At 76.5% G+C, this 19,570-nt stretch carries 20 protein-coding genes; 9 read left to right on the forward strand and 11 right to left on the reverse strand.

Annotated features, from left to right (window positions below; genetic code table 11):
* The first annotated feature begins 48 nt into the window (after nucleotides 1–48).
* The gene (locus tag AB0C99_RS19335) at nucleotides 49–336 is read left to right on the forward strand and encodes a hypothetical protein (protein ID WP_362476373.1); all 288 of its coding nucleotides are present in this window, start codon (nucleotides 49–51) and stop codon (nucleotides 334–336) included.
* A 196-nt stretch (nucleotides 337–532) separates the two neighbouring features.
* A complete protein-coding gene (locus AB0C99_RS19340) occupies nucleotides 533–1,027 on the forward strand; it encodes an ATP-binding protein (protein ID WP_362476374.1) in 495 nt (164 codons plus the stop codon).
* A gap of 42 nt (nucleotides 1,028–1,069) precedes the next feature.
* Here AB0C99_RS19340 and AB0C99_RS19345 read toward each other — a convergent pair whose 3' ends face one another.
* The 4 genes from AB0C99_RS19345 to AB0C99_RS19360 form a co-directional block, all read right to left on the reverse strand.
* Complete coding sequence (locus AB0C99_RS19345; protein ID WP_362476376.1) at nucleotides 1,070–3,628, reverse strand: FtsX-like permease family protein; 2,559 nt, start codon at nucleotides 3,626–3,628, stop codon at nucleotides 1,070–1,072.
* On the reverse strand, nucleotides 3,625–4,413 hold the full coding sequence (locus AB0C99_RS19350; protein WP_362476378.1) for an ABC transporter ATP-binding protein: 789 nt from the start codon (nucleotides 4,411–4,413) through the stop codon (nucleotides 3,625–3,627). The genes AB0C99_RS19345 and AB0C99_RS19350 overlap by 4 nt, the downstream gene beginning before the upstream one ends.
* Entirely contained in the window at nucleotides 4,410–4,688 is a 279-nt protein-coding gene (locus AB0C99_RS19355) for an SHOCT domain-containing protein (RefSeq protein ID WP_362476380.1), read from the reverse strand. Before AB0C99_RS19355 ends, AB0C99_RS19350 begins: the two co-directional genes overlap by 4 nt.
* 251 nt (nucleotides 4,689–4,939) lie before the next feature.
* Nucleotides 4,940–5,701 (reverse strand): methyltransferase domain-containing protein, encoded by a 762-nt coding sequence (locus AB0C99_RS19360; RefSeq protein ID WP_362476382.1) that lies wholly within the window; start codon nucleotides 5,699–5,701, stop codon nucleotides 4,940–4,942.
* A 128-nt stretch (nucleotides 5,702–5,829) separates the two neighbouring features.
* On the opposite strand from AB0C99_RS19360, the gene AB0C99_RS19365 reads away from it, so the two are divergent.
* A complete protein-coding gene (locus AB0C99_RS19365; RefSeq protein ID WP_362476384.1) occupies nucleotides 5,830–6,234 on the forward strand; it encodes a hypothetical protein in 405 nt (134 codons plus the stop codon).
* Between the two features lie 209 nt (nucleotides 6,235–6,443).
* Here the strand turns inward: AB0C99_RS19365 and AB0C99_RS19370 are convergent, their stop codons facing one another.
* Both AB0C99_RS19370 and AB0C99_RS19375 read right to left on the reverse strand, forming a co-directional pair.
* Nucleotides 6,444–6,812 carry a S26 family signal peptidase gene (locus AB0C99_RS19370; RefSeq protein WP_362476386.1) on the reverse strand — a complete coding sequence of 123 codons (369 nt, stop codon included), beginning with the start codon at nucleotides 6,810–6,812 and terminating at the stop codon, nucleotides 6,444–6,446.
* 101 nt (nucleotides 6,813–6,913) lie between these two features.
* A complete protein-coding gene (locus AB0C99_RS19375; protein WP_362476388.1) occupies nucleotides 6,914–8,146 on the reverse strand; it encodes an ROK family protein in 1,233 nt (410 codons plus the stop codon).
* A gap of 207 nt (nucleotides 8,147–8,353) precedes the next feature.
* Here AB0C99_RS19375 and AB0C99_RS19380 point away from each other — a divergent pair, with 207 nt between their 5' ends.
* Both AB0C99_RS19380 and AB0C99_RS19385 read left to right on the forward strand, forming a co-directional pair.
* Nucleotides 8,354–9,577 carry an MFS transporter gene (locus tag AB0C99_RS19380; protein WP_362476390.1) on the forward strand — a complete coding sequence of 408 codons (1,224 nt, stop codon included), beginning with the start codon at nucleotides 8,354–8,356 and terminating at the stop codon, nucleotides 9,575–9,577.
* Nucleotides 9,578–9,718: 141 nt separating this feature from the next.
* On the forward strand, nucleotides 9,719–10,468 hold the full coding sequence (locus tag AB0C99_RS19385; RefSeq protein WP_362476392.1) for a maleylpyruvate isomerase family mycothiol-dependent enzyme: 750 nt from the start codon (nucleotides 9,719–9,721) through the stop codon (nucleotides 10,466–10,468).
* 309 nt (nucleotides 10,469–10,777) lie between these two features.
* On the opposite strand, the gene AB0C99_RS19390 is transcribed toward AB0C99_RS19385, so the two are convergent.
* From AB0C99_RS19390 to AB0C99_RS19400, 3 genes are all read right to left on the reverse strand, one after another.
* Complete coding sequence (locus AB0C99_RS19390) at nucleotides 10,778–11,443, reverse strand: response regulator transcription factor (protein ID WP_362476394.1); 666 nt, start codon at nucleotides 11,441–11,443, stop codon at nucleotides 10,778–10,780.
* Nucleotides 11,440–12,660 (reverse strand): sensor histidine kinase, encoded by a 1,221-nt coding sequence (locus AB0C99_RS19395; protein ID WP_362476396.1) that lies wholly within the window; start codon nucleotides 12,658–12,660, stop codon nucleotides 11,440–11,442. Before AB0C99_RS19395 ends, AB0C99_RS19390 begins: the two co-directional genes overlap by 4 nt.
* 102 nt (nucleotides 12,661–12,762) lie before the next feature.
* Nucleotides 12,763–13,467: a TetR/AcrR family transcriptional regulator gene (locus tag AB0C99_RS19400; RefSeq protein ID WP_362476398.1), complete on the reverse strand. Its 705-nt coding sequence runs from the start codon at nucleotides 13,465–13,467 to the stop codon at nucleotides 12,763–12,765.
* Between the two features lie 178 nt (nucleotides 13,468–13,645).
* Between AB0C99_RS19400 and AB0C99_RS19405 the strand changes: the two genes are divergently transcribed.
* Nucleotides 13,646–14,101 carry a nitroreductase family deazaflavin-dependent oxidoreductase gene (locus AB0C99_RS19405; protein ID WP_362476400.1) on the forward strand — a complete coding sequence of 152 codons (456 nt, stop codon included), beginning with the start codon at nucleotides 13,646–13,648 and terminating at the stop codon, nucleotides 14,099–14,101.
* A gap of 100 nt (nucleotides 14,102–14,201) precedes the next feature.
* Here AB0C99_RS19405 and AB0C99_RS19410 read toward each other — a convergent pair whose 3' ends face one another.
* On the reverse strand, nucleotides 14,202–15,812 hold the full coding sequence (locus tag AB0C99_RS19410; protein WP_362476402.1) for a geranylgeranyl reductase family protein: 1,611 nt from the start codon (nucleotides 15,810–15,812) through the stop codon (nucleotides 14,202–14,204).
* Nucleotides 15,813–15,955: 143 nt separating this feature from the next.
* Between AB0C99_RS19410 and AB0C99_RS19415 the strand changes: the two genes are divergently transcribed.
* Nucleotides 15,956–17,323 (forward strand): dipeptidase, encoded by a 1,368-nt coding sequence (locus AB0C99_RS19415; protein ID WP_362476404.1) that lies wholly within the window; start codon nucleotides 15,956–15,958, stop codon nucleotides 17,321–17,323.
* 93 nt (nucleotides 17,324–17,416) lie between these two features.
* Entirely contained in the window at nucleotides 17,417–18,154 is a 738-nt protein-coding gene (locus tag AB0C99_RS19420) for an MBL fold metallo-hydrolase (RefSeq protein ID WP_362476406.1), read from the forward strand.
* Between the two features lie 28 nt (nucleotides 18,155–18,182).
* Here the strand turns inward: AB0C99_RS19420 and AB0C99_RS19425 are convergent, their stop codons facing one another.
* Nucleotides 18,183–19,217, reverse strand: a complete 1,035-nt coding sequence (locus AB0C99_RS19425; protein WP_362476408.1) for an NUDIX domain-containing protein — start codon at nucleotides 19,215–19,217, stop codon at nucleotides 18,183–18,185.
* Between the two features lie 157 nt (nucleotides 19,218–19,374).
* Here AB0C99_RS19425 and AB0C99_RS19430 point away from each other — a divergent pair, with 157 nt between their 5' ends.
* On the forward strand, nucleotides 19,375–19,545 hold the full coding sequence (locus AB0C99_RS19430) for a hypothetical protein (protein WP_362476410.1): 171 nt from the start codon (nucleotides 19,375–19,377) through the stop codon (nucleotides 19,543–19,545).
* Nucleotides 19,546–19,570 lie beyond the last annotated feature (25 nt).

Genomic DNA, 19,570 nt, shown 5'->3' on the forward strand with positions numbered 1-19,570 from the left:
GCCCGGCACACTGGGAGCGGAGTGCCTGCGCGAAGGGGGCGGAGCGAGATGACGGAGCCCGAGTTCACGGCCACGGGGGTACGGATCGACCGCTGGCCCAGGTCGCTGACCCGCGCGGGCGAGGTCCGCGTCGAGGACGGCCGGCTGTCGCTGCTGACCAGTTACGGGAGCGAGATCGACAGCGCGCCGGTGGACACGGTCCGCGCGGGCCGCCCCTGGTTCGCGAAGTCCGACGAGGCGGTCGCGACGGTGAACGGCACGCGCTACCGGATCTCCGGGATGTCGGCCTCCGGGCGTCTCCTGGACGTCCTCCGGAAGGCGGACCCTCACCCCTGATCCGGGCTTCGATCCGTCCCTGACCTGCGGCGAGTCGCCGCGAGTTGCGGCCCCGTCACCACTGGTCCAGGCTGGGAACCATCTCACCCAGGGTTTACCGGCGGTGACGCTGCGAGCCGGCCCACCGTCCTGCCACACCGCATGACAGATCCGAATCTCCGTCTTCTTCCGGACCTCATTTCGGGGAGTCGCAGCCGTGATCAGCGAGCCCAGCAGGTACTGCACGGTGGAGCTCCAGGCCCTGCCGTCGCGGATCGGTCAGGTCCGCAGAATCGTTTCGGCGCAGTTGCGCCACTGGCAGCTCGACGCGTTGGTCGATCTCGCCGAGCTCGGTGTCACCGAGCTGCTGACCAACGTCCACCGGCACGCCGAGCCCGACAAGACGTGCACCGTCGAGGTCGAGCTGCTGCTCGACCGGCTCACCGTCTCGGTCCGGGACCACGATCCCCGGATCCCGGACGTGACCGAACCCCCGGACGTGGACGCCGAGTTCGCGACCTCGGGCCGCGGCCTCGCCATCATCGAGGCGATGAGCGAGAGCTGGGGCGTCCGCCCGCAGGGGGCCTCGGGGAAGGTCGTCTGGTTCACCCTCCAGGCCCCGCCCTCCCCGCTCGCGGACACCCCGCGCTCCCACGTCGTGTACGGGGCGACGACGACGGGGCCGCTGCAGTCCCCGGCGCTGGTGCGCTGAGCCCGGGGGTCGCCTCCCCCGGGCTCGGCGCCGCCGCCCCCGTCACTCCGTGGCGATCGCCCGCAGCACGTCCAGGCGGGCGGCCCGGCGGGCCGGGCGCCAGGCGGCCGTGACGCCGGCGGCGAGGCCGACCGCGGCGACCGCCGCGAGCCGCACCGGCGGCAGGGCGAGCACGAAGGAGCCGTCGTCCGCGCCGCCCGAGGCGCGGACCAGCACCCAGCCGAGGAAGCCGCCGAGGAGCAGCCCGCCCGCCGTGCCGAACGCGGCGATCAGGACCGACTCCCAGCGGACCGTCGCCCGCAGCTGGGCGCGGGTCTGGCCGACCGCCCGCAGCAGGCCCAGCTCCCGGGTCCGCTCGTGGACGGCGAGCGTGAGCGTGTTCGCGATCCCGAGCAGGGCGATCAGCACCGCCAGCGCGAGCAGCGCGTAGACCAGCGTCAGCATCATGTCGATGCCCGCCGCCGAACTCTCCGCGTACTCCGCCCTGGTCTGCACCTCCGGGCCGCCGAAGCGCGCCGCGACCCGCTCCACCGCCGCCTTGCCCGCCTCCGCCGCGACCCCGTCCCGGAACGTGACGGCCACCAGCCGGTCCGCGTCCTGGGTGCGGTGCGGCGCCCAGGCGGCCCGGCTGAGGACGTAGTCCCCGGCGAGGTCGGCACGCTCGTACACGGCCCGCACCGTGAAGGTCGCCCTGGTGCCGTCAGCGAAGGCGAGTTCGGCCGGGCGCCCGGGTGCCAGCCCGTACCGCTCCGCCTCGGCCGCCGCCACCGCGAGACCGTCCGTGCCGAGCCCGGCCAGGGAGCCCCGTACCGTCCCCAGGTCGAAGGCGCGGGCCAGCGCCGCCGGGTCGGCGACGGTCAGGGCCCGGCCCCGGCCGTCCACCTCCGCGACGCCCTGGCCCAGTCCCACCGCGCTCCCGACCTCGGGCAGCGCCGCGATCGCGGGCGCGAGCCGGGGGCTCAGCCCGCTGCCGCCCGCCCCGAAGGACGGCGCGGCGACGGCGACGTCCCCGGCGAAGGAGCGGGAGACCGTCCGGTCCATCGTCGCCTTCAGCGAGGCGCCGAAGACGGTGAAGAGCGCGACCACGGCCACCCCGGTCATCAGCGCCGTCGCCGTGGCCGCCGTGCGCCGGGGGCTGCGCAGCGCGTTGCGGCGCGCGAGCCGGTGGTCCACGCCGCGCAGCGGGGCGCCCAGGACCCGTACCGCGAGCGTGGCGGCCGGCGGGCCGAGGACCACGAAGGCGGCGAGGGCGAGCACCGCCCCGGCCCCCGCGAGCCACAGCGACGGCGTGCCCAGCACCCCGGCCAGGGCCAGGCCCACGGCCAGGGCGAGCAGTCCGGCGCCCGTCGCGGTCCGGGCGCGGGAGGCCCCGGAGGCGTCCACCGCCGTCTCGCGCAGCGCGGCGAGCGGGGCGGTGCGCCCGGCGCGCACGGCGGGCAGCAGCGCGGAACCGGCGCAGACGGCGATCCCTACACCGAACGGCAGCGCGAGGGAGCCCGCCTCCACCACCAGCGCGCCCTCCGGGAAGGGGAAGCCGAGCGCGGGGAACAGCGCCTGGAGCCCGGCCGCGACGCCGATCCCGGCGAGCAGCCCGGCGCCGGAGGCGAGGACGGCGACGGCGAGCGCCTCGGCGAGCGTCATGGTGACGACCTGGCGGCGCCCGGCGCCGAGGGCGCGCAGCAGCGCGTTCTCGCGGGTCCGCTGGGCGACGACGATCGCGAAGGTGTTGTGGATGGTGAACACCGAGACCAGCAGCGCCACCCCGCTGAACACCAGCAGGAAGGTGGTGAACAGGTCGAGGAAGCGGCCGGAGACCGCCGTGTTGCTCTCCTCGGCCGCCTGCTGCCCGGTCACGGCCTCGGTCCCCGCCGGGAGTACGGGTCCCAGCGCGTCGACGAGCGCCCGCTGGGAGGTGCCGGGACCGGCCCGGACGAGGATGTCGGTGGCCTGGCCGGGCTTCGGCGTGAGGTACTTCTCGGCGTCCGCGCGGGTCAGCCCCGTGTAGGTGACCTGCCCCATGCCGTCCGCCCCGCCGAAGGTGGCGAGGCCGACGACGGTCACCCGCAGCGGTTCGGGGGTGCGCAGCACGGTGGTGGAGCCGATCCGCAGCCCGCCCGCCTCGGCCGCGCCGCGGTTGACGACGGCCTCCCCGGCGCGCTCCGGGGCGCGCCCGGCGACCACGGCGTACGGGTTGAGCTCGGGGTCCGGGATCCAGTAGCCGGCGAGGGTGGGCGGCCCCTTGCCGCCGACCGGGCGGCCGTCGGCGCCGACGAGCTGCCCGGCGCCCTCGATGCGGGGGACGGCGGCGGCGACGCCGGGCACCCGGGCCAGCCGTTCGGCGAGGGCCGCGTCGACGGGCCGCCGGGCTCCCTGCGCCTCCCCGGCGACGGTCACCACACCAGCACCCCGGACGACCGCGTCGGTGCCGCGGTTGGCGTCGGCGAACAGGGTGCCGAAGCTCGCGCGCAGGGTGTCGCCCATGACCAGGGTGCCGGTGAGGAAGCCGACGCCGAGCAGGACGGCGGCGAAGGTGCCGAGGAAGCGGCGCCTGCGGGCGCGCAGCGAGGCGAGGCCGAGGCGCAGGGTGACGGCGGCGGTCATCGCGGCGCTCCCGCCTGAGCGTGGAGTTCGCGCGGATCGAGGGCCTTCATCCGGTCCAGGACCCGCCCGGGCGTGGGGGCGGGCATCCGGTCGACGAGCCGTCCGTCGGCGAGGAAGACGACCTCGTCGGCGTGGGAGGCGGCGACCGGATCGTGGGTGACCATCACGACCGTGCGGCCGGTGCGCCGGACGGTGTCGCCGAGCAGCCGCAGCACCTCCTCGCCGGAGCGGGAGTCGAGGTTGCCGGTGGGTTCGTCGGCGAAGACGACGTCCGGGTCCCCGGCGAAGGCGCGGGCGACGGCGACCCGCTGCTGCTGCCCGCCGGAGAGCTCGCCGGGCCGGTGGCGCAGCCGGCCGCGGAGGCCGACCGCGTCGACGAGGGCGTCGACCCGGGCCCGGTCGGGGGCGCGGCCCGCGAGGTCGAGGGGCAGGGTGATGTTCTCGGCGACGGTGAGGGTCGGCAGCAGGTTGAACGCCTGGAAGACGAAGCCGATCCGCTCCCGGCGCAGCAGCGTGAGCCGCCGGTCGTCGAGCGCGGACAGCTCGGTGTCGCCGATCAGGACGGTGCCGGAGGTGAGCGTGTCGAGCCCGGCGGCGCAGTGCATCAGGGTGGACTTGCCGGAGCCGGAGGGCCCCATGATGGCGGTGAAGCGGCCGGCCGGGAAGTCGACGCTCACCCCGTCCAGGGCCCTGACCTCGGTGTCCCCGCGGCCGTAGACCTTGACGGCGTCGACGACGCGGGCGGCGGGTGTGGCGGTGGCCGTGACGGCGGGCGTGGCGCTCATGAGCGGCGCCCCTTCTCCCCGGCGGAGCGCCCGAACTGCTCCTCCAGGACGGTCAGCCGACGCCAGTACTCGTCCTCGTCGATCTCACCGGCGGCGAAACGGTGCCCCAGCAGCGCGATCGGCGACTGCTCGTCGACGCGCGGGCCCCAAGGGCCGCGGCGGCGGCGCGGGCCGAAACGGCGCAGGGCGGTGACGACGGTGACGATCACCGCCGCCCAGACGAGCGGGAAGAGGAGGACCCAGGGTCCGGGTCCCGCGTGGGCGAGGGTGTTCATGGTGCTCAGCTCCTCGGGTGGTCGATGCTTCGAGACTCACCCGAGGGACCCCTCCGGGTCGTCGTGCGGCCGGCGGCTCCTCCGGTACGCCACGGGGAGTACCGGAGAGGGCGACGGCTGCTCCTGGGCGCGAAGGGGCCCGAGGGCGGGAGCGGGAGCCGGGCGGGGACCGGGGGCCGGGAGCGGTGCGGGCCCGGGAAGGCGGGAGCGGTGCAGGCCCCGGAGGGCGGGAGCGGTGCAGGCCCGGCCTCTCAGTCGACCGGCACCAGCGTCAGGTACGCGATCCCGAGCAGCCCCCGGTAGCCGAGCCAGGCCGAGCGCTGGCGGTCCACGCGGGCGCGGAGCGCGGCGGCCTCCGGGTGGCGGGGGTGGCGGGCGAGCCAGAGTTCGGCGTCGTGGCGGTAGCCGGATTCGAAGGCGTCCCACTCCTCCTCGCTCGCCGTCTCGGTCCACAGCGGCCGGAAGCCCGCGTCGATCGCGAGGTCGACGAGCCCGGCGAGGGACGGGTGGTCGTCGGCGCGGGCGCCGGGCCACATCGTGGCGAGCTCCGCGTCGGTGGGGGTGCGCCGCCAGTAGCCCTCTCCCAGCACGACCCGCCCGCCCGGCCGCACCAGGCGCCGCAACTCCCGCAGCACGAGGCCGAGATCGTACGTGCCGTCCGCGCACAGGGCCTGGCCCGAGCCGAGGCACAGCACCGCGTCGGCGGGCTCGCGCGTGGTGCCACGCGCGGACTCCTCGACGTACCGGACCCGCTCGGACAGCCCGCGCCGGGCGGCGCGTTCGCGGCCGAGGGCCAGGTCGGCGCCGTCGATGTCGACGCCGGTCCCGGTGGCGCCGGGCGTGGCCTCCAGGACCCGCAGCATCAACTCGCCCTGGCCGCAGCCGATGTCGAGCACACGCGCGGGCGAACTCGCCGCGACCCGGGCCACGAGCCCGCGGGCCCGGTCCTCGGAGAGCGGACCGTGGAAGGTGAGGCCGCTGCCGAGGCGCGGCGGAAGGTCGTGTGCGGTCATGGGGCGCGACCCTATGCGCCCCGCACGGCGGCGACCAGCGCTTTTCCCGGGCCTCGGCACGGGCTGCGACCAGCGCGTCTCCGGGGCCTCGGGCACGGGCGGCGCCCGGGGCGTGAGAGGGTCCGGGGATGACGGAAGCGACGACGGACGACCTGGACCGGGCCGTGGCCGACGCCTCGGCCCCCGCGTGGACGACCCGGGTACGGGCCGGGCGCGACCTGGCCCCGTACGCCGGGCTGCCCCGGGCGGCGGAGGCGCTCCTCGCGCTGCTGCTGGACCCCGAGGACACGGCCGTGACGCGCGCGACGGCGGAGGCCCTGACCCGGGCGGGCACGGCGGACGCCTTGCGCTTCGTCGCCCGCGCGGCGGCCCGGGCGGACGCCCAGCAGGCCGACTGGCTGGCGACGGGCGCCCACGACGCCCTCCCGGAGACGACCACCGAGCCCACCGCCCCACGGGACGCACTGGCCGAGGACCCGGACGAGGCGGTACGCAGGGGAGCCGAACTCCTGGCGGCACGGCCGACCGGCTGAACTGAACGGGCGAGGCGGCGCCCCGGACCCGTGCGAGCGCGGCGGCACGAGCCCGCAGGGGCGCGGCACGGTACGGCGCCCCCCAGACACGTGCAGGCGCGGCACGGTACGGCGGCCCCGTAACCCCGTACAAGGCACGGCGGCCCCGCCCCGCACCCCGTACCGGCGCGGCACAGCCCCCTCCCGTACCCCCGCCGATCGCCGCGCGGTCAGGCCCCGGCGTCCGGTGCGGTGGCCCGGCGGGCCTTCTCCGCGGCTCCCGGGCGGGGGACGCCGTCGACCGAGACGCAGATGCCGAAGACGCGGGCGTGCCCCGTCCAGCCGTTGACGTGGCCGCGGTTGTTGCTGATCTGCACCCGCCGCCTGGCGTGGTCCACGGCCGAGACGAGGTGCAGGTACACCGTCCCGGCGACGCGGGCGAGGACGATGTCGCCGGGGGTCAGCCGCGCCGGGTCGACAGGCACGACGAGCACCCGCTGCCTGCTGCGGATCAGCGGGACCATCGAGGAGCCGGTGGGCCGGAAGCCCGCCTCCGCCCCGGCCGCGAGCCTGCTCGCCACCCCGTCCAGTACACCCATGCGGCGATCGTGGCAGACCCGCCGGGCACCGCCCCACCGGTTTTCCGGCCCGGCGGGGCCCGACGCACGGGGTCCGGCGGGGGTTCTCCGGGGGCCCCGCCCTACTCCCCCGACGCCCCGCCGAGCGCCGTCAGCGGGTCGTCCAGGACCGGCTGCCAGGCGAGTTCGGCGGCGCCGACCAGGCTGTTGTGGTCCAGGGTCGCGGGGAGGATCGGGACGCCGCCGCTGCGGCCCCAGAGGCTGCGGTCGGCGACGACGGCGCGGAGGCGGCCGGGGTCGGCGTTGAGGAGTTCGCGGTGCAGGCCGCCGAGGATGATCCGGTCCGGGTTGAGGATGTTCACCAGGCCCGCGAGCCCGAGGCCGAGCCGGTCGATCAGCTCCTCCGTCGCGACCCGGACGCCGGGGTCGTCGCGCTGGTCGCGCAGCAGGTCGCGGGCCTGCTGGAGCAGGGAGACCTCGGGTCCGGGGGCGCGGCCGGCGGCGGTGAGGAAGGCGAGCGGGTCGGTCTCGACGTCGAGGCAGCCGCGCGAGCCGCAGTGGCAGGGGCGGCCCTCGGGGTTGACGGTGAGGTGGCCGACCTCCAGGGCGAGGCCCGAACTCCCGGTGTGCAGGCGCCCGTCGAGGACGAGGGCGCCGCCGACGCCGCGGTGGCCGGTCGCCACGCACAGCAGGTCCTTCGCGCCGCGCCCGGCGCCGTGGCGGTGCTCGGCGAGGGCGGCGAGGTTGACGTCGTTGCCGGTGAAGGCGGGGCCCTCGATGCCGGCCGCGCGGACCTGCTCGGCGAAGATCTCGCGGACCGGCGCCCCGGCGGGCCAGGCGAGGTGGAGCGGGTTGAGGGCGGTGCCCTCGGGCTCGGCGACGGCGGAGGGCGCGGCGAGGCCCGCGCCGACGCAGCGGCGGCCGGTCTCGCGGAGCAGCCCGGCGCCCGCCTCGACGACCGCGCCGAGGACCTGCGCGGGGTCGGCGGAGACGGTGACGCAGCCGGGGGCGGTGGCCACCAGGGTGCCGCCGAGGCCGACCAGGGCGGCGCGGAAGCCGTCGGCGTGGACCTGCGCGGCGAGGGCGACGGGGCCCTTCTCGTCGACGGACAGGCGGTGCGAGGGCCGCCCCTGCGAACCGGCGGCGGCGCCCGGGTTGGAGTCGACCCGGATCAGGCCCAGGGCCTCCAGCTCGGCGGCGACGGCTCCGGCGGTGGCGCGGGTCACGCCGAGCTCGGCGGTGAGCACCGCCCGGGTCGGCGCCCGGCCCGTGTGCACCAGCTCCAGCGCGGGTCCGAGCGCGCCGCGCCCCCTGTCCAGCCGTGTCCGCGTGGTCGTCGTCGCCTTGCCGTTCATGGGGGCGAGTCTCCCATGATCGGTCCGCTGATCGGTCCGTGCCGGGGTCCTGTCGGCCTCCCTTTGGCCGGGTATCGCCGCCTCCCGAGCGGGCCGGGCGCGCGGGGCGGCCCGCCGCGCGCCCGGGAACGGCCGGGGTACGCGGCCCGCGCGGGGCGCCGCGCACCCGTCTTGAAACCGGAGCCCGATGCCCCCTATCCTGACTTTGTGCCGCTACTAAACAAAGTACGGACGGCCGTATCGGGGGGCCCCGGCGGAGACACCGCCTCACTCCCCCTGTCCCGCCTCCGCTCCGCCCTGACCCTGTTCTTCGCCCTCGACGGCTTCCTCTTCGCCGGCTGGGTGGTCCGCATCCCGGCCATCAAGCAGCAGACCGGTGCCACCGCCGGAGACCTCGGCCTCGCCCTGCTCGGCGTGTCCGCGGGCGCAGTCGTCACGATGACCCTCACCGGGCGCCTCTGCCGCCGCTACGGCAGCCACACCGTGACCGTCGTCACCGCCGTCCTGCTCTCGCTCTCCCTCGCCCTGCCGCCGCTCACCCGCAGCCCGCTCGCCCTCGGCCTCGTCCTGCTGCTGTTCGGCGCCGCGTACGGCGGCATCAACGTGGCCATGAACAGCGCCGCCGTCGATCTCGTCGCCGCCCTCCGCAGGCCCGTCATGCCGAGCTTCCACGCCGCCTACAGCCTCGGCGGCATGGTCGGCGCCGGGCTCGGCGGGCTCGTCGCCGCCGGGCTCTCGCCCACCGCGCACCTGCTCGCCCTGACCGCCGCCGGACTGCTCCTGACGGCCGCCGCCGGCCCCGTACTCCTGCGGCACCCCTCGCCCGCGCCGCCCGAGCGCCTGCCCGCCCGGCCCGCCACAGGGCGCCCGTCCGCCGGGGCCCGCCGCGCCGTCCTGGTGTTCGGCGTGATCGCGCTGTGCACGGCATACGGGGAGGGGGCGCTCGCCGACTGGGGCGCCCTGCACCTCTCGCAGGACCTGGGCGCGCACCCCGGCGTCGCGGCGGCGGGCTACTCGCTGTTCGCACTCACCATGACGGCCGGGCGGCTGTCCGGCACCGTCCTGCTCGAACGGCTCGGCCAGACCCGCACCCTCGTCGCCGGCGGGCTCACCGCCGCCGCGGGCATGATGCTCGGCGCGCTCGCCCCGACCGTCTGGGCGGCGCTGCTCGGCTTCGCCGTCACCGGGCTCGGCCTCGCCAACATCTTCCCCGTCGCCGTCGCCCGCGCGGGCGCCCTCGCGGGCCCGAGCGGGGTCGCCACCGCCTCCACCCTCGGCTACGGCGGGATGCTGCTGGGCCCGCCGTCCATCGGCTTCCTCGCCGAGTGGTCCTCCCTGCCGGTGGCCCTCACCACCGTCGCCGTCCTCGCCGCGGGCGCCGCCGTCATGGGCTACGTCACCCGCAACCCGCGAGCCGACAGCGCGAGTTGAGGGAGCGGCGCGGGGCCTGCCGGACCCGGCGGGGCCCGGCCTGACCGAGGCGGGGCCCCGCCCGGGCCCCGCTCCGGCCGGGTGGCCTGGGCCGCGAAAATCCGGCCCGGCCCACCGCCCCGACGGGCCATAATCCGCCCCATGGACACCCTGAGCACCGACACCCACATCGACTCGCTCGACGCGGCGGGCGCCGCCCTCCTGGCCGCCGCCGCGAAGGCCGGCACCGACGCCGAGGTCCCGACCTGTCCGGACTGGCGGGTGCGCGACCTGCTGCGGCACACCAGCATGGTGCACCGCTGGGCCACCGACCTCGTGACCACCGGCGATCCGTCCTTCCGCCCCGGGATCACGGAGCCGCCGCAGGAGCTGGACGGCGACGCGCTCCTCGCGTACGCCCACGAGAGCCACGCGCGGCTCGTCGGGGCGCTGCGCGCCGCCCCGGACGACCTGGACTGCTGGACCTTCCTGCCCGCCCCGTCGCCGCGCGCCTTCTGGGCCCGGCGGCAGAACCACGAGACCACCGTGCACCGCGCCGACGCCGAGTCCTCGCTGGCCACGGCGCCGGGGCCGGTGGACCCGCTCGTCGCCGCCGACGGCATCGACGAGCTGCTGAGCGGCTTCCACGCCCGCGACCGCAGCCGGGTCCGCACCGACCGGCCGCGCACCCTGCGGGTCCGCACCACGGACGGTGACGCCGTGTGGACCGTGCACCTGTCCGAGGCGGCGCCGCGCACCGAACGGGGCGCCGAGGGCCCCGCCGACTGCGAACTGAGCGGCCCCGCGGCGGTGTTGTACCTCGCGCTGTGGAACCGGCTCCCGCAGGACACGCTCACCGTCACCGGCGACCCGGCCCTCGCGCGGCTGTGGCGGGAGCACTCGGGGATCTGAACGCCCTGGGACGCGCCCCGGGACGCGCCCCGGGCGGCGCCCCGGGCGGTGCCCCGGTCCGAGCCGGGGTCCGCGCCCGCATCCGGGCCGGGGCCCGAGCCCGGGTCCGGGCCGGGGCCCGAGCCCGGGTCCGAGCGGGGGCCCGAGCCCGGGTCCGAGCGGAGGTCCAAGCCGGGGTCCACGTCCCGGTCCGAGCCGGGGTCCACGCCCGGGCCCGCGCCGGGGTCCGAGCCCGGGTTCCAGGCCGGAGTCCGCGCCCCGTCCCGCGCCCGGGCGGCGCCCCGCTCCCGCCCCGCCCCCGCCCCGCCCTCAGCCGAGCCAGCCCGGCCGGACCAGCCCCGACTCGTAGGCGAGGACGACGAGCTGGGCCCGGTCGCGGGCGCCGAGCTTCACCATGGTGCGGCTCACGTGCGTCTTGGCGGTGAGCGGGCTGACCACCAGCCGGCGGGCGATCTCGTCGTTCGACAGGCCGATGCCGACCAGGGCCATCACCTCCCGCTCGCGCTCGGTGAGCCCGTCCAGACCGGCGACGCGCTCCGGCGCCCTGGACCGGGCGGCGAACTCCTCGATGAGCCGCCGCGTCACCCCGGGCGACAGCAGCGCGTCGCCGTCGACCACGGCGCGCACCGCCCGCACCAGCTCCTCCGGTTCGGTGTCCTTGACGAGGAAGCCGGAGGCGCCGGAGCGGATGGCCTCGAAGACGTACTCGTCGAGCTCGAAGGTGGTCAGCATGACCACCCGGACCGCGCCGAGCCCCGGGTCGCCGGTGATCAGGCGGGTGGCGGCGAGCCCGTCCCGGTGCGGCATCCGGATGTCCATCAGGACCACGTCCGGGCGCAGTTCGCGCACCCGGGCGACGGCCTCCTCTCCGTCGGCGGCCTCGCCGGCCACCTCGATGTCGGGCTGCGCGTCCAGCAGGGCGCGGAAGCCCGCCCGGACGAGCGACTGGTCGTCGGCGAGCACGACGCGGATCACGGGGACTCCTCGGGACGTACGGGGAGGGTGGCGCGCACCCGGAAACCTCCGTCGGGCCGGGTGCCCGCCTCGATGGTGCCACCGAGCGCGGCGGCCCGCTCCCGCATCCCCGCCAGCCCGTTGCCGCTGCCGCCCGCGTCGCCGCCGGTGGCCGGGCCCGCGTCGTCGACCCGTACGGTCAGCGCGTCCGGCCCGTAGCCGAGGACGAGTTCGGCGGTGCGCGAGCCGGAGTGGCGCACGACGTTGGTCAGCGCCTCCTGCGCGATCCGGAAGGCGGCGAGCTCGGTGCCGGGCGGCAGGTGCCGCCGCCGCCCCTCCACCCGGCTGGTCACGGCGAGCCCGGCGGCGGCGGCCTGTTCGACGAGCTCGGGCAGCCGGTCGAGGCCGGGGGCCGGGGCGCGGGGCGCGTCGCCGGGGGCGCGCAGGGTGTCGAGCACCTGCCGCACCTCGCCGAGCGCCTCCTTGCTCGCCGCCTTGATGGCGGTGAGGGCGGTACGGGCCTGGGCGGGGTCCGCGTCGAGCAGGGCGAGCCCGACACCGGCCTGGACGTTGATGACGGACAGCGAGTGGGCGAGGACGTCGTGGAGTTCGCGGGCGATCCGCAGGCGTTCCTCGTCGGCCCTGCGGCGCTCGGCGGCGGCCCGTTCGGCGCGCTCTTTCACCCACTGCTCGCGCCGCACCCGGGCCAGCTCGGCGGCGGCGAGGATCGCGACGGCGAAGGCGGCGACCGGGAGCTCCTGCCCCCAGGGCGCGGGGCCGTCGCCCGGCGGCGGCAGCCACCGGTAGAGCCAGTGCGCGAGGAGCAGGTGCCCGGCCCAGAGCAGGCCGAGGGCCCACCAGGCCGCGTGGCGGTGCCCGTGCACGACGGCGGCGAAGCAGGCGACGGCCACGGCGGCGAAGACCGGGCCGTACGCGTAACCGGCGGCCAGGTACCCGAGGGTGGCCGCCGCCACGCCGAACACCACCGGGACGGGGTGGCGGTGGCGCACCAGGAGCGGGGCGCAGGCGAGCAGGAGCAGCGCCCGGCCGAGGGTGTCGAGGGCGAGCCGGTCGGGCTGGTTGCGGGCGGCGAAACCGGTGCCGACCAGCACGAAGACGGTGATCGGGAGCGTCGAGCGCCAGGCCAGGCCCCCGCCGTGTTCCCGGGCGGCCCACCGCCACGGGCGCGGCCACGGCGGGCCGCCGTGGCCGGGGGTGCTCGTCGGGTGCGCGTCCATGGCGCCACGCTAGACGCCCCGGGGGCGGCGGGGCGTCCGCCGGGCGGGGTGGCCGCCCGTACTCCCCCGGGAGTACGGGCGCACGGGCTCGCCCGCGGCGGGTCAGAGGGCGGGCAGCAGCCCGACCTCGCGGCCGAGGCGCTCGGCGGAGGCGGCGAAGAAGGCGTCCCGGTCCTCGACGACGTTGTGGAACTGGCCGAACAGCTCGAACGAAACCAGCCCGAAGAGCTCGGCCCAGGCGGCGACGAGGGCGACGGCGAGGGCGGGCGGCAGGTCGGGGGCCAGGTCGGCGGCGAGCCGCTCGGCCTCCGGGCGCAGCCCGGCCGGCAGCGGCGGCAGGGCGACGCCCCGGCCCCGGTGGGCGCCCCGGGCCAGCCCGATGAGGACGAGGCCGACGCGGGCGGCGGGGCCGATGGTGTCCTGGGGCGCGGTGTAGCCGGGCACCGGGGAGCCGTAGATCAGCGCGTACTCGTGGGGGTGGGCGAGGGCCCAGGCCCGGACGGCGCGGCAGACGGCGGTCCAGCGGGCCAGGTGGTCGTCGGGCGCGGCGGCCGCGGCTGCGGCGTCGGCCCCCTCGGCGGCGGCGCCGACCGCGTCGTAGGCGTCGACGATCAGCGCGGTCAGGAGGTCGTCGCGGCTCGGGAAGTAGCGGTAGAGGGCCGAGGACACCATGCCGAGCTCGCGGGCGACGGCGCGCAAGGAGAGCTTGGCGGCGCCCTCGGCGGCGAGCTGGGTCCGGGCCTCGTCCTTGATGGCCGCGGTGATCTCGACGCGGGCGCGGGCGCGGGCTCCTTGAACGGTGGTCATGGAGAGCAGTCTGCCATGAATCAGAGCACCGCACCGAAATCGGAGCATCGAACCGAAACGAGAGCAGTGCTCTTGCATGAGAGCGCCGGGCGAGGCACACTGAAGTCAAGCGAGAGCAGTGCTCACGGAACAGAGCATCGCTCCGGCTCGATCGTCCACCACTCTCCGGGAGCCCGCGATGACCACGCCGAAGCCTTACTACCTCCAGGGCAGCCCCTTCGCCGTCCGCCTCAACAGCGTCATCGGCTGGCTCGCCCGCCACGGCGTCAGCCTCGCCGGCTCGGCCGAGCTCAGCGTCCGGGGCCGCAAGAGCGGCGAGATGCAGCGCATCCCCGTCAACCCGTACGAGCACGGGGACGCCCGCTACCTGGTCTCGGCGCGCGGGCACTCCCAGTGGGTCCGCAACATGCGGGCGGCCGGCGGCGGCGAGCTGCGGGTCGGCCGTAAGGTCCGCCCCTTCACCGCCGTCGAGGTGCCGGACGCGGAGAAGCCCGAGGTGCTGCGCGGGTATCTGCGCCGCTGGGGCTGGCAGGTCAGCCAGTTCTTCCAGGGCGTGACCGCCGACTCGACCGACGAGGAGCTGGCCGCCGTCGCCGCCGACCACCCGGTCTTCCGCATCACGGTCGCGGCGTGACGCCGGTACGCCACGAGGGCGGCACGGATCCGCTCCGTACCGCCCTCGTCCCACGCTCCGCCACGGCGGGAGCGGCCGAGGCCGCCCGCCGGGCCGTCCGTCAGGCCCCCTCGGGCCCCTGCCCGCCGTCGGCGGGACGCCGATCGGGCGCGCCCTCGGCCGCGTCGGCGAGCTTCACGTCATCCGGCTCGGCCACCACGTCCTTCGCGACCACGGCGTCCGTCACGACCACCGAGTCCGCCGCGTCGGGCACGGCCACCACGTCCGTCGCCCCCGCAGCCGCCGTCACGTCCGGCGCCTCCGGCGCACCCGCCACGCCCGCCACGTCCGCCGCCTCCGCCTCGGGCTCCGGCGTCCCGTCCTTGCGGGAGACGCCCCGGCCCGCCGGGCCGACGCCCGAGGCGGTGTCCATGCGCCGGTCCAGCAGGTCGATCGCGCGCCGCGCGAAGCCGTTGCCCCGGACCAGACCGCCCAGGGTGGCCGCGCCGCGCGTGATGTCGGCGAACGCGTTCCACGCGGGACGGAAGCCCGTGATGGTCGCGTGCAGCAGCCCCGGGCGGCGCTCGAACAGCGCCAGCATCCGGCGGCCCACGGCCATCTCGACACCCAGGCCCGCCTTGATGGCGAAGGCGTAGTTCAGCGCCTGCCGGCGCGCGTCCACCGCGTCGCCCGCCTCGGCGACCCGCACCGCCCACTCGCCGGCGAGCCGGCCGGAGCGCAGCGCGAAGGAGATGCCCTCGCGGGTCCACGGTTCGAGCAGACCGGCCGCGTCGCCGCAGACCAGCACCCGGCCGCGGGAGAGCGGCGAGTCGTCCGTGCGGCAGCGGGTCAGATGCCCGGAGGAGATGGCCGGTTCGAAGCCCGCCAGGCCCAGCCGGGCCACGAAGTCCTCCAGATAGCGCTTGGTCGCCGCGCCCTCGCCGCGCGCCGAGATGACGCCGACGGTCAGGGTGTCGCCCTTGGGGAAGACCCAGCCGTAACTCCCGGGCAGCGGGCCCCAGTCGATGAGCACGCGGCCCCGCCAGTCCTCGGCCACCGACGCCGGGACGGGGATCTCCGCCTCAAGACCCAGGTCCACCTGGCCCAGCTTCACGCCGACGTGCGCCCCTATCCGGCCGGCGCTTCCGTCGGCGCCGACGACGGCGCGCGCGAGGACGGTCTCGCCGTCCGCGAGGACCACGGCGACCGTGCGCCGGTCGGGCACGGCCGGGCCGTGCTGCTCGACGCGGCTGACGGTGGCTCCGGTGCGCAGCTCGGCGCCCGCCTTCTGCGCGTGCTCGACCAGCTGGGCGTCGAACTCGGGCCGGTTGATGAGCCCGAACAGCATGCGGCGCGAGCGGCGGGTGCGGGTGAAGCGCCCGTCGAGGGAGAAGGTGACGGCCTTGACCCGGTCCTGGAGGGGCAGTTCGAAGCCGGGGGGCAGGGCGTCGCGCGAGGGGCCGATGATGCCTCCGCCGCAGGTCTTGTAGCGCGGGAGCTCGGCCTTCTCCAGGAGCAGCACCCGGCGCCCCGCGACGGCCGCCGCGTACGCCGCGGAGGCTCCGGCGGGGCCGGCACCCACGACGACCACGTCCCAGACCATGGCCGGACCCCCGTCCGGTCCCGTCGATCCCGCCGCGGCCGTGCCCGACTCCGCCGCTCCGGCGTCTGCGTTCTCGCTGCTCACGATGTGCTTCTGCTCCTGATCCGACCGGTGGTTCCTGCTGTGCACGCATCCTACGACCCGGTAGTCACGCGTCACCGCGCCGCCCCGCGCCGACCCGCGCCGTAGGATCGGCCGTACGTTCGCCCGTACAACCGATACGCGGCGACGCGCCCACACGTCACAACGTCGCACCCACCAGGAGCGTGCCCATGACCGCGAATCCGATCGCCGAGACCGTCGCATCCCTGATGCCCCGCGCCAAGGCGGAGCTGACGGAGCTGGTGGCCTTCCAGTCGGTAGCGGACGAGGCCGTCGCCCCGCGCAGCGAGTGCGAGGGCGCCGCGAACTGGGTGGCGGACGCGCTGCGCGCCGAGGGCTTCCAGGACGTGGCGCTGCTCGACACCCCCGACGGCACGCAGTCGGTGTACGGCCTGCTGCCCGGCCCGGACGGCGCCCCGACCGTCCTCCTCTACGCGCACTACGACGTGCAGCCGATGCTGGTCGAGGCGGACTGGGTGACCCCGCCGTTCGAGCTCACCGAGCGCGCGGACGGGCGCTGGTACGGGCGCGGCGCCGCCGACTGCAAGGGCGGGTTCATCATGCACCTGCTCGCGCTGCGCGCCCTGAAGGCGAACGGCGGGATCCCGGTCTCGGTCAAGGTGATCGTGGAGGGCTCGGAGGAGCAGGGCACCGGCGGCCTGGAGCGGTACGCGGAGGCGCACCCGGAGCTGCTCACCGCGGACGCCATCGTCATCGGCGACGCGGGCAACTTCCGGGTCGGCCTGCCGACCGTGACGGCGACCCTGCGCGGCATGACGATGATCCGGGTGACCATCGACACCCTCCAGGGCAACCTGCACTCGGGCCAGTTCGGCGGTGCGGCGCCGGACGCGCTCGCCGCGCTCATCCGCGTACTGGACTCGCTGCGCGACGAGACGGGCGCGACGGTCATCGACGGGCTGCCGGCCGACGCGGTGTGGGAGGGCCTGCAGTACCCGGAGGCCGACTTCCGCAAGGACGCCAAGGTGCTGGACGGGGTGGACCTGCCGGGTGTCGGCACGGTCGCGGACCGGATCTGGGCGCGCCCGGCGGTGACCGTGATCGGCATCGACGCGCACCCCGTCGCCGGGGCCACGCCGTCGATCCCGTCGACCGCCCGCGCGCAGATCAGCCTGCGGGTGCCGCCGGGCCAGGACGCGGCGAAGGCGACGGAGCTGCTGTACGCGCACATCGAGAAGCACACGCCGTGGAACGCGCGCGTGAAGCTGGAGCAGGTCGGCCAGGGCCAGGCGTTCCAGGCGGACACGTCGAGCCCGGCGTACACCTCGATGGCGGAGGCGATGCGGCTCGCGTACCCGGGCGAGGAGATGCAGGCGGCGGGCATGGGCGGCTCGATCCCGCTGTGCAACACCCTCGCCGCGCTGTACCCGGAGTCGGAGATCCTGCTGATCGGCCTGAGCGAGCCGGAGGCGCAGATCCACGCGGTGAACGAGTCGGTGTCCCCGCAGGAGCTGGAGCGCCTGTCGGTGGCCGAGGCGCACTTCCTGCTGAACTACGCGGCGTCCAAGCGGGGTTGATCCCGACCCTGTCGTGGGGATGACGCTCTGGGCGTAACTCGCCCAGAGCGTACTCGCGTGCTCCGGACGGGCGGGGCCGCTTACGTTCGGCCCATGACGCTTCCGGATCACGCACCCCACTCCCCCGACCCCGCCGACCCGGCCGGCCTCGTCGAACTCGTCGAGGTCACGCCCCGCCTGTCCATGCTGCGGCTGCCCATCGGGCAGGCGTACGTGTGGCGGGACGACTCCGGACTGACCCTCGTCGACGCCGGCTGGGTGGGCGCGGCGGACGCGATGGAGGCGGCGCTGCGCGGCGCGGGCCTGGATCCCGCGCGGATCCGCCGCATCGTGCTGACGCACTGTCACCGCGACCACGTGGGCGCGGCGCAGGAGCTCGCCGACCGGTACGGCTGCGAGATCCTGGCGCACGCGCTGGACGCCCCGGTGATCCGGGGTGAACTCCCGGTCCCGGAGCCGGATCTGCTCGACTGGGAGGTGCCGCTGTACGCGCACGGGCTGACCGTCCCGGAGGCCCCGCCGACCAAGGTGGACCGGGAGCTCGCGGACGGCGAGGTGCTGGACTTCGGCGACGGTGCGGTGGTGCTGCACACCCCGGGCCACACCCCCGGCTCGCTCGCGGTGCATCTCCCGTGCCACGGTGTGCTGTTGACGGGGGACACGGTCGCGACCGTGCAGGGGGTGACCTTCGGCGTCTTCCACGTGGACCGGGCGCTGGCCATGGAGTCGATGCGGCGGCTGGCGGAGCTGGCGCCCTCGGTGCTGTGCTGCGGCCACGGCGAGCCGGTGACCGAGGACACGGCGGAGAAGCTGCGCGGGGCGCTGGCCTGACCAGCCCCTTCCCCGGGGCGGGCGGCGGTCAGCCGACGGGGTCGCCGGCCTCCAGGTTGAGGACGGTGCCGCGCTCGCGGGCCCGCAGCGCCCAGCGCAGGCGGCGGTAGCGGACGGGGGGCAGCAGGTCGGCCGCCTCCTCCTCGGTGACGAACCGCCAGGCGCGCAGCTCGGCGCCGGGCAGCAGCAGCCGCCCGGCCTCGGCGGCGGGCAGCCGGCCGCCGTCGAACAGCAGCCGCAGGCCCCCGTAGCCGGGCGGCTGGGGCCGTTCCCAGTCGACGAGCAGCAGCCGGGGTACGGCGTCGAGTTCGAGCCCGATCTCCTCGGCGACCTCGCGCATCCCGGCGCGGGCGGGCGGTTCGCCGGGCTCGACGACGCCGCCGGGGAACTCCCAGCCCGGCTTGTAAGTGGGGTCGACGAGGAGGAAACGGTCCTGCTCGTCGAAGAGCAGCACGCCCGCCGCCAGGGTCTCGCCGGTGGGCTCCGGGGTCTGCACGATGCCGCAGGGGCCCGCGAGCCCGGCGGCGACGGCGTCGGCGACGGCCCGCGCCGTCTCGGCCGGGGTGCGCCCGCCGTTGTCGACGGCGTAGGCGTCCTCGCCGAGCCAGCCGCCGAGGGCGGTCCGGTACGGCTCGATGCGGGTGTGGCACCAGCGGCGGGTCCGGGTCCCGGGGTCGCCGGCCCGCTCCTCGCGGGCGTCGATCCGCGCCCGCAGGATCGTTTCATCCACGGTGAGCACCACGTGCCGGACCTCGATCCGGCGGGCGGCGAGCGCGCCGAAGATCTCGTCGCGGTACTCCTGCCGCAGCAGGGTCATCGGCACCACGAGCACCCCGCCCACCTCGGCGAGCAGCGCGGCGGCGGTGTCCACGACCAGCCGGCGCCAGATCGCCAGGTCCTGGAAGTCGTCGACCTCCGCGAGGCGTTGCTTCGGCAGCAGCAGACCGAGCCCGCCGCCGACGACCTCGGGGTCGTACAGGGTGCTGTTCGGGATCAGCTCGACCAGTTCGCGCGCGGTGCTGGTCTTGCCCGCCCCGAACGCGCCGTTGAGCCAGACGATCACGTCTCCCCCTCTTCGTCATGCCCCCTGAGGCTTGCCCGCACCACCCTGCCACGGAAACCCCCGGCGGGGGCGGCGGGCCGGAACCGGGCCCGCCCCGGGCGCGTAACACTTCGGGACGGGCCGTCGTTGGAGACGGCGAGCACGAGGGGGTGCGGAGATGAGTCGTACGGTGCTGGAGCGCTTTCCCGCGGGAGGTCCGTGGGGCAGTTGGCCCGCCGAGGAGTTCGCCGGCGCGCGGCGCGCCGAGGGGCTGCCGGCGCGGGTCGTGATGGACCTGGAGTCCGACGCCTTCCTGGTGATCGTGGAGCAGCGCGTTCCGGAGGAGTGAGAGGTCCGGCGCCCGCTCGCCCGCG

This window comes from Streptomyces sp. NPDC048659 (assembly GCF_040650575.1).
Taxonomy (GTDB): Bacteria; Actinomycetota; Actinomycetes; order Streptomycetales; family Streptomycetaceae; genus Streptomyces.

Excerpts from the sequence above, each read along its gene's own strand:
- AB0C99_RS19335 (WP_362476373.1), top strand. The coding sequence starts at position 49 with ATGACGGAGCCCGAGTTCACGGCCACGGGGGTACGGATCGACCGCTGG.
- AB0C99_RS19345 (WP_362476376.1), bottom strand. The coding sequence starts at position 3,628 with ATGACCGCCGCCGTCACCCTGCGCCTCGGCCTCGCCTCGCTGCGCGCC.
- AB0C99_RS19350 (WP_362476378.1), bottom strand. The coding sequence starts at position 4,413 with ATGAGCGCCACGCCCGCCGTCACGGCCACCGCCACACCCGCCGCCCGC.
- AB0C99_RS19355 (WP_362476380.1), bottom strand. The coding sequence starts at position 4,688 with ATGAACACCCTCGCCCACGCGGGACCCGGACCCTGGGTCCTCCTCTTC.
- AB0C99_RS19360 (WP_362476382.1), bottom strand. The coding sequence starts at position 5,701 with ATGACCGCACACGACCTTCCGCCGCGCCTCGGCAGCGGCCTCACCTTC.
- AB0C99_RS19365 (WP_362476384.1), top strand. The coding sequence starts at position 5,830 with ATGACGGAAGCGACGACGGACGACCTGGACCGGGCCGTGGCCGACGCC.
- AB0C99_RS19370 (WP_362476386.1), bottom strand. The coding sequence starts at position 6,812 with ATGGGTGTACTGGACGGGGTGGCGAGCAGGCTCGCGGCCGGGGCGGAG.
- AB0C99_RS19375 (WP_362476388.1), bottom strand. The coding sequence starts at position 8,146 with ATGAACGGCAAGGCGACGACGACCACGCGGACACGGCTGGACAGGGGG.
- AB0C99_RS19385 (WP_362476392.1), top strand. The coding sequence starts at position 9,719 with ATGGACACCCTGAGCACCGACACCCACATCGACTCGCTCGACGCGGCG.
- AB0C99_RS19395 (WP_362476396.1), bottom strand. The coding sequence starts at position 12,660 with ATGGACGCGCACCCGACGAGCACCCCCGGCCACGGCGGCCCGCCGTGG.
- AB0C99_RS19400 (WP_362476398.1), bottom strand. The coding sequence starts at position 13,467 with ATGACCACCGTTCAAGGAGCCCGCGCCCGCGCCCGCGTCGAGATCACC.
- AB0C99_RS19405 (WP_362476400.1), top strand. The coding sequence starts at position 13,646 with ATGACCACGCCGAAGCCTTACTACCTCCAGGGCAGCCCCTTCGCCGTC.
- AB0C99_RS19415 (WP_362476404.1), top strand. The coding sequence starts at position 15,956 with ATGACCGCGAATCCGATCGCCGAGACCGTCGCATCCCTGATGCCCCGC.
- AB0C99_RS19420 (WP_362476406.1), top strand. The coding sequence starts at position 17,417 with ATGACGCTTCCGGATCACGCACCCCACTCCCCCGACCCCGCCGACCCG.
- AB0C99_RS19430 (WP_362476410.1), top strand. The coding sequence starts at position 19,375 with ATGAGTCGTACGGTGCTGGAGCGCTTTCCCGCGGGAGGTCCGTGGGGC.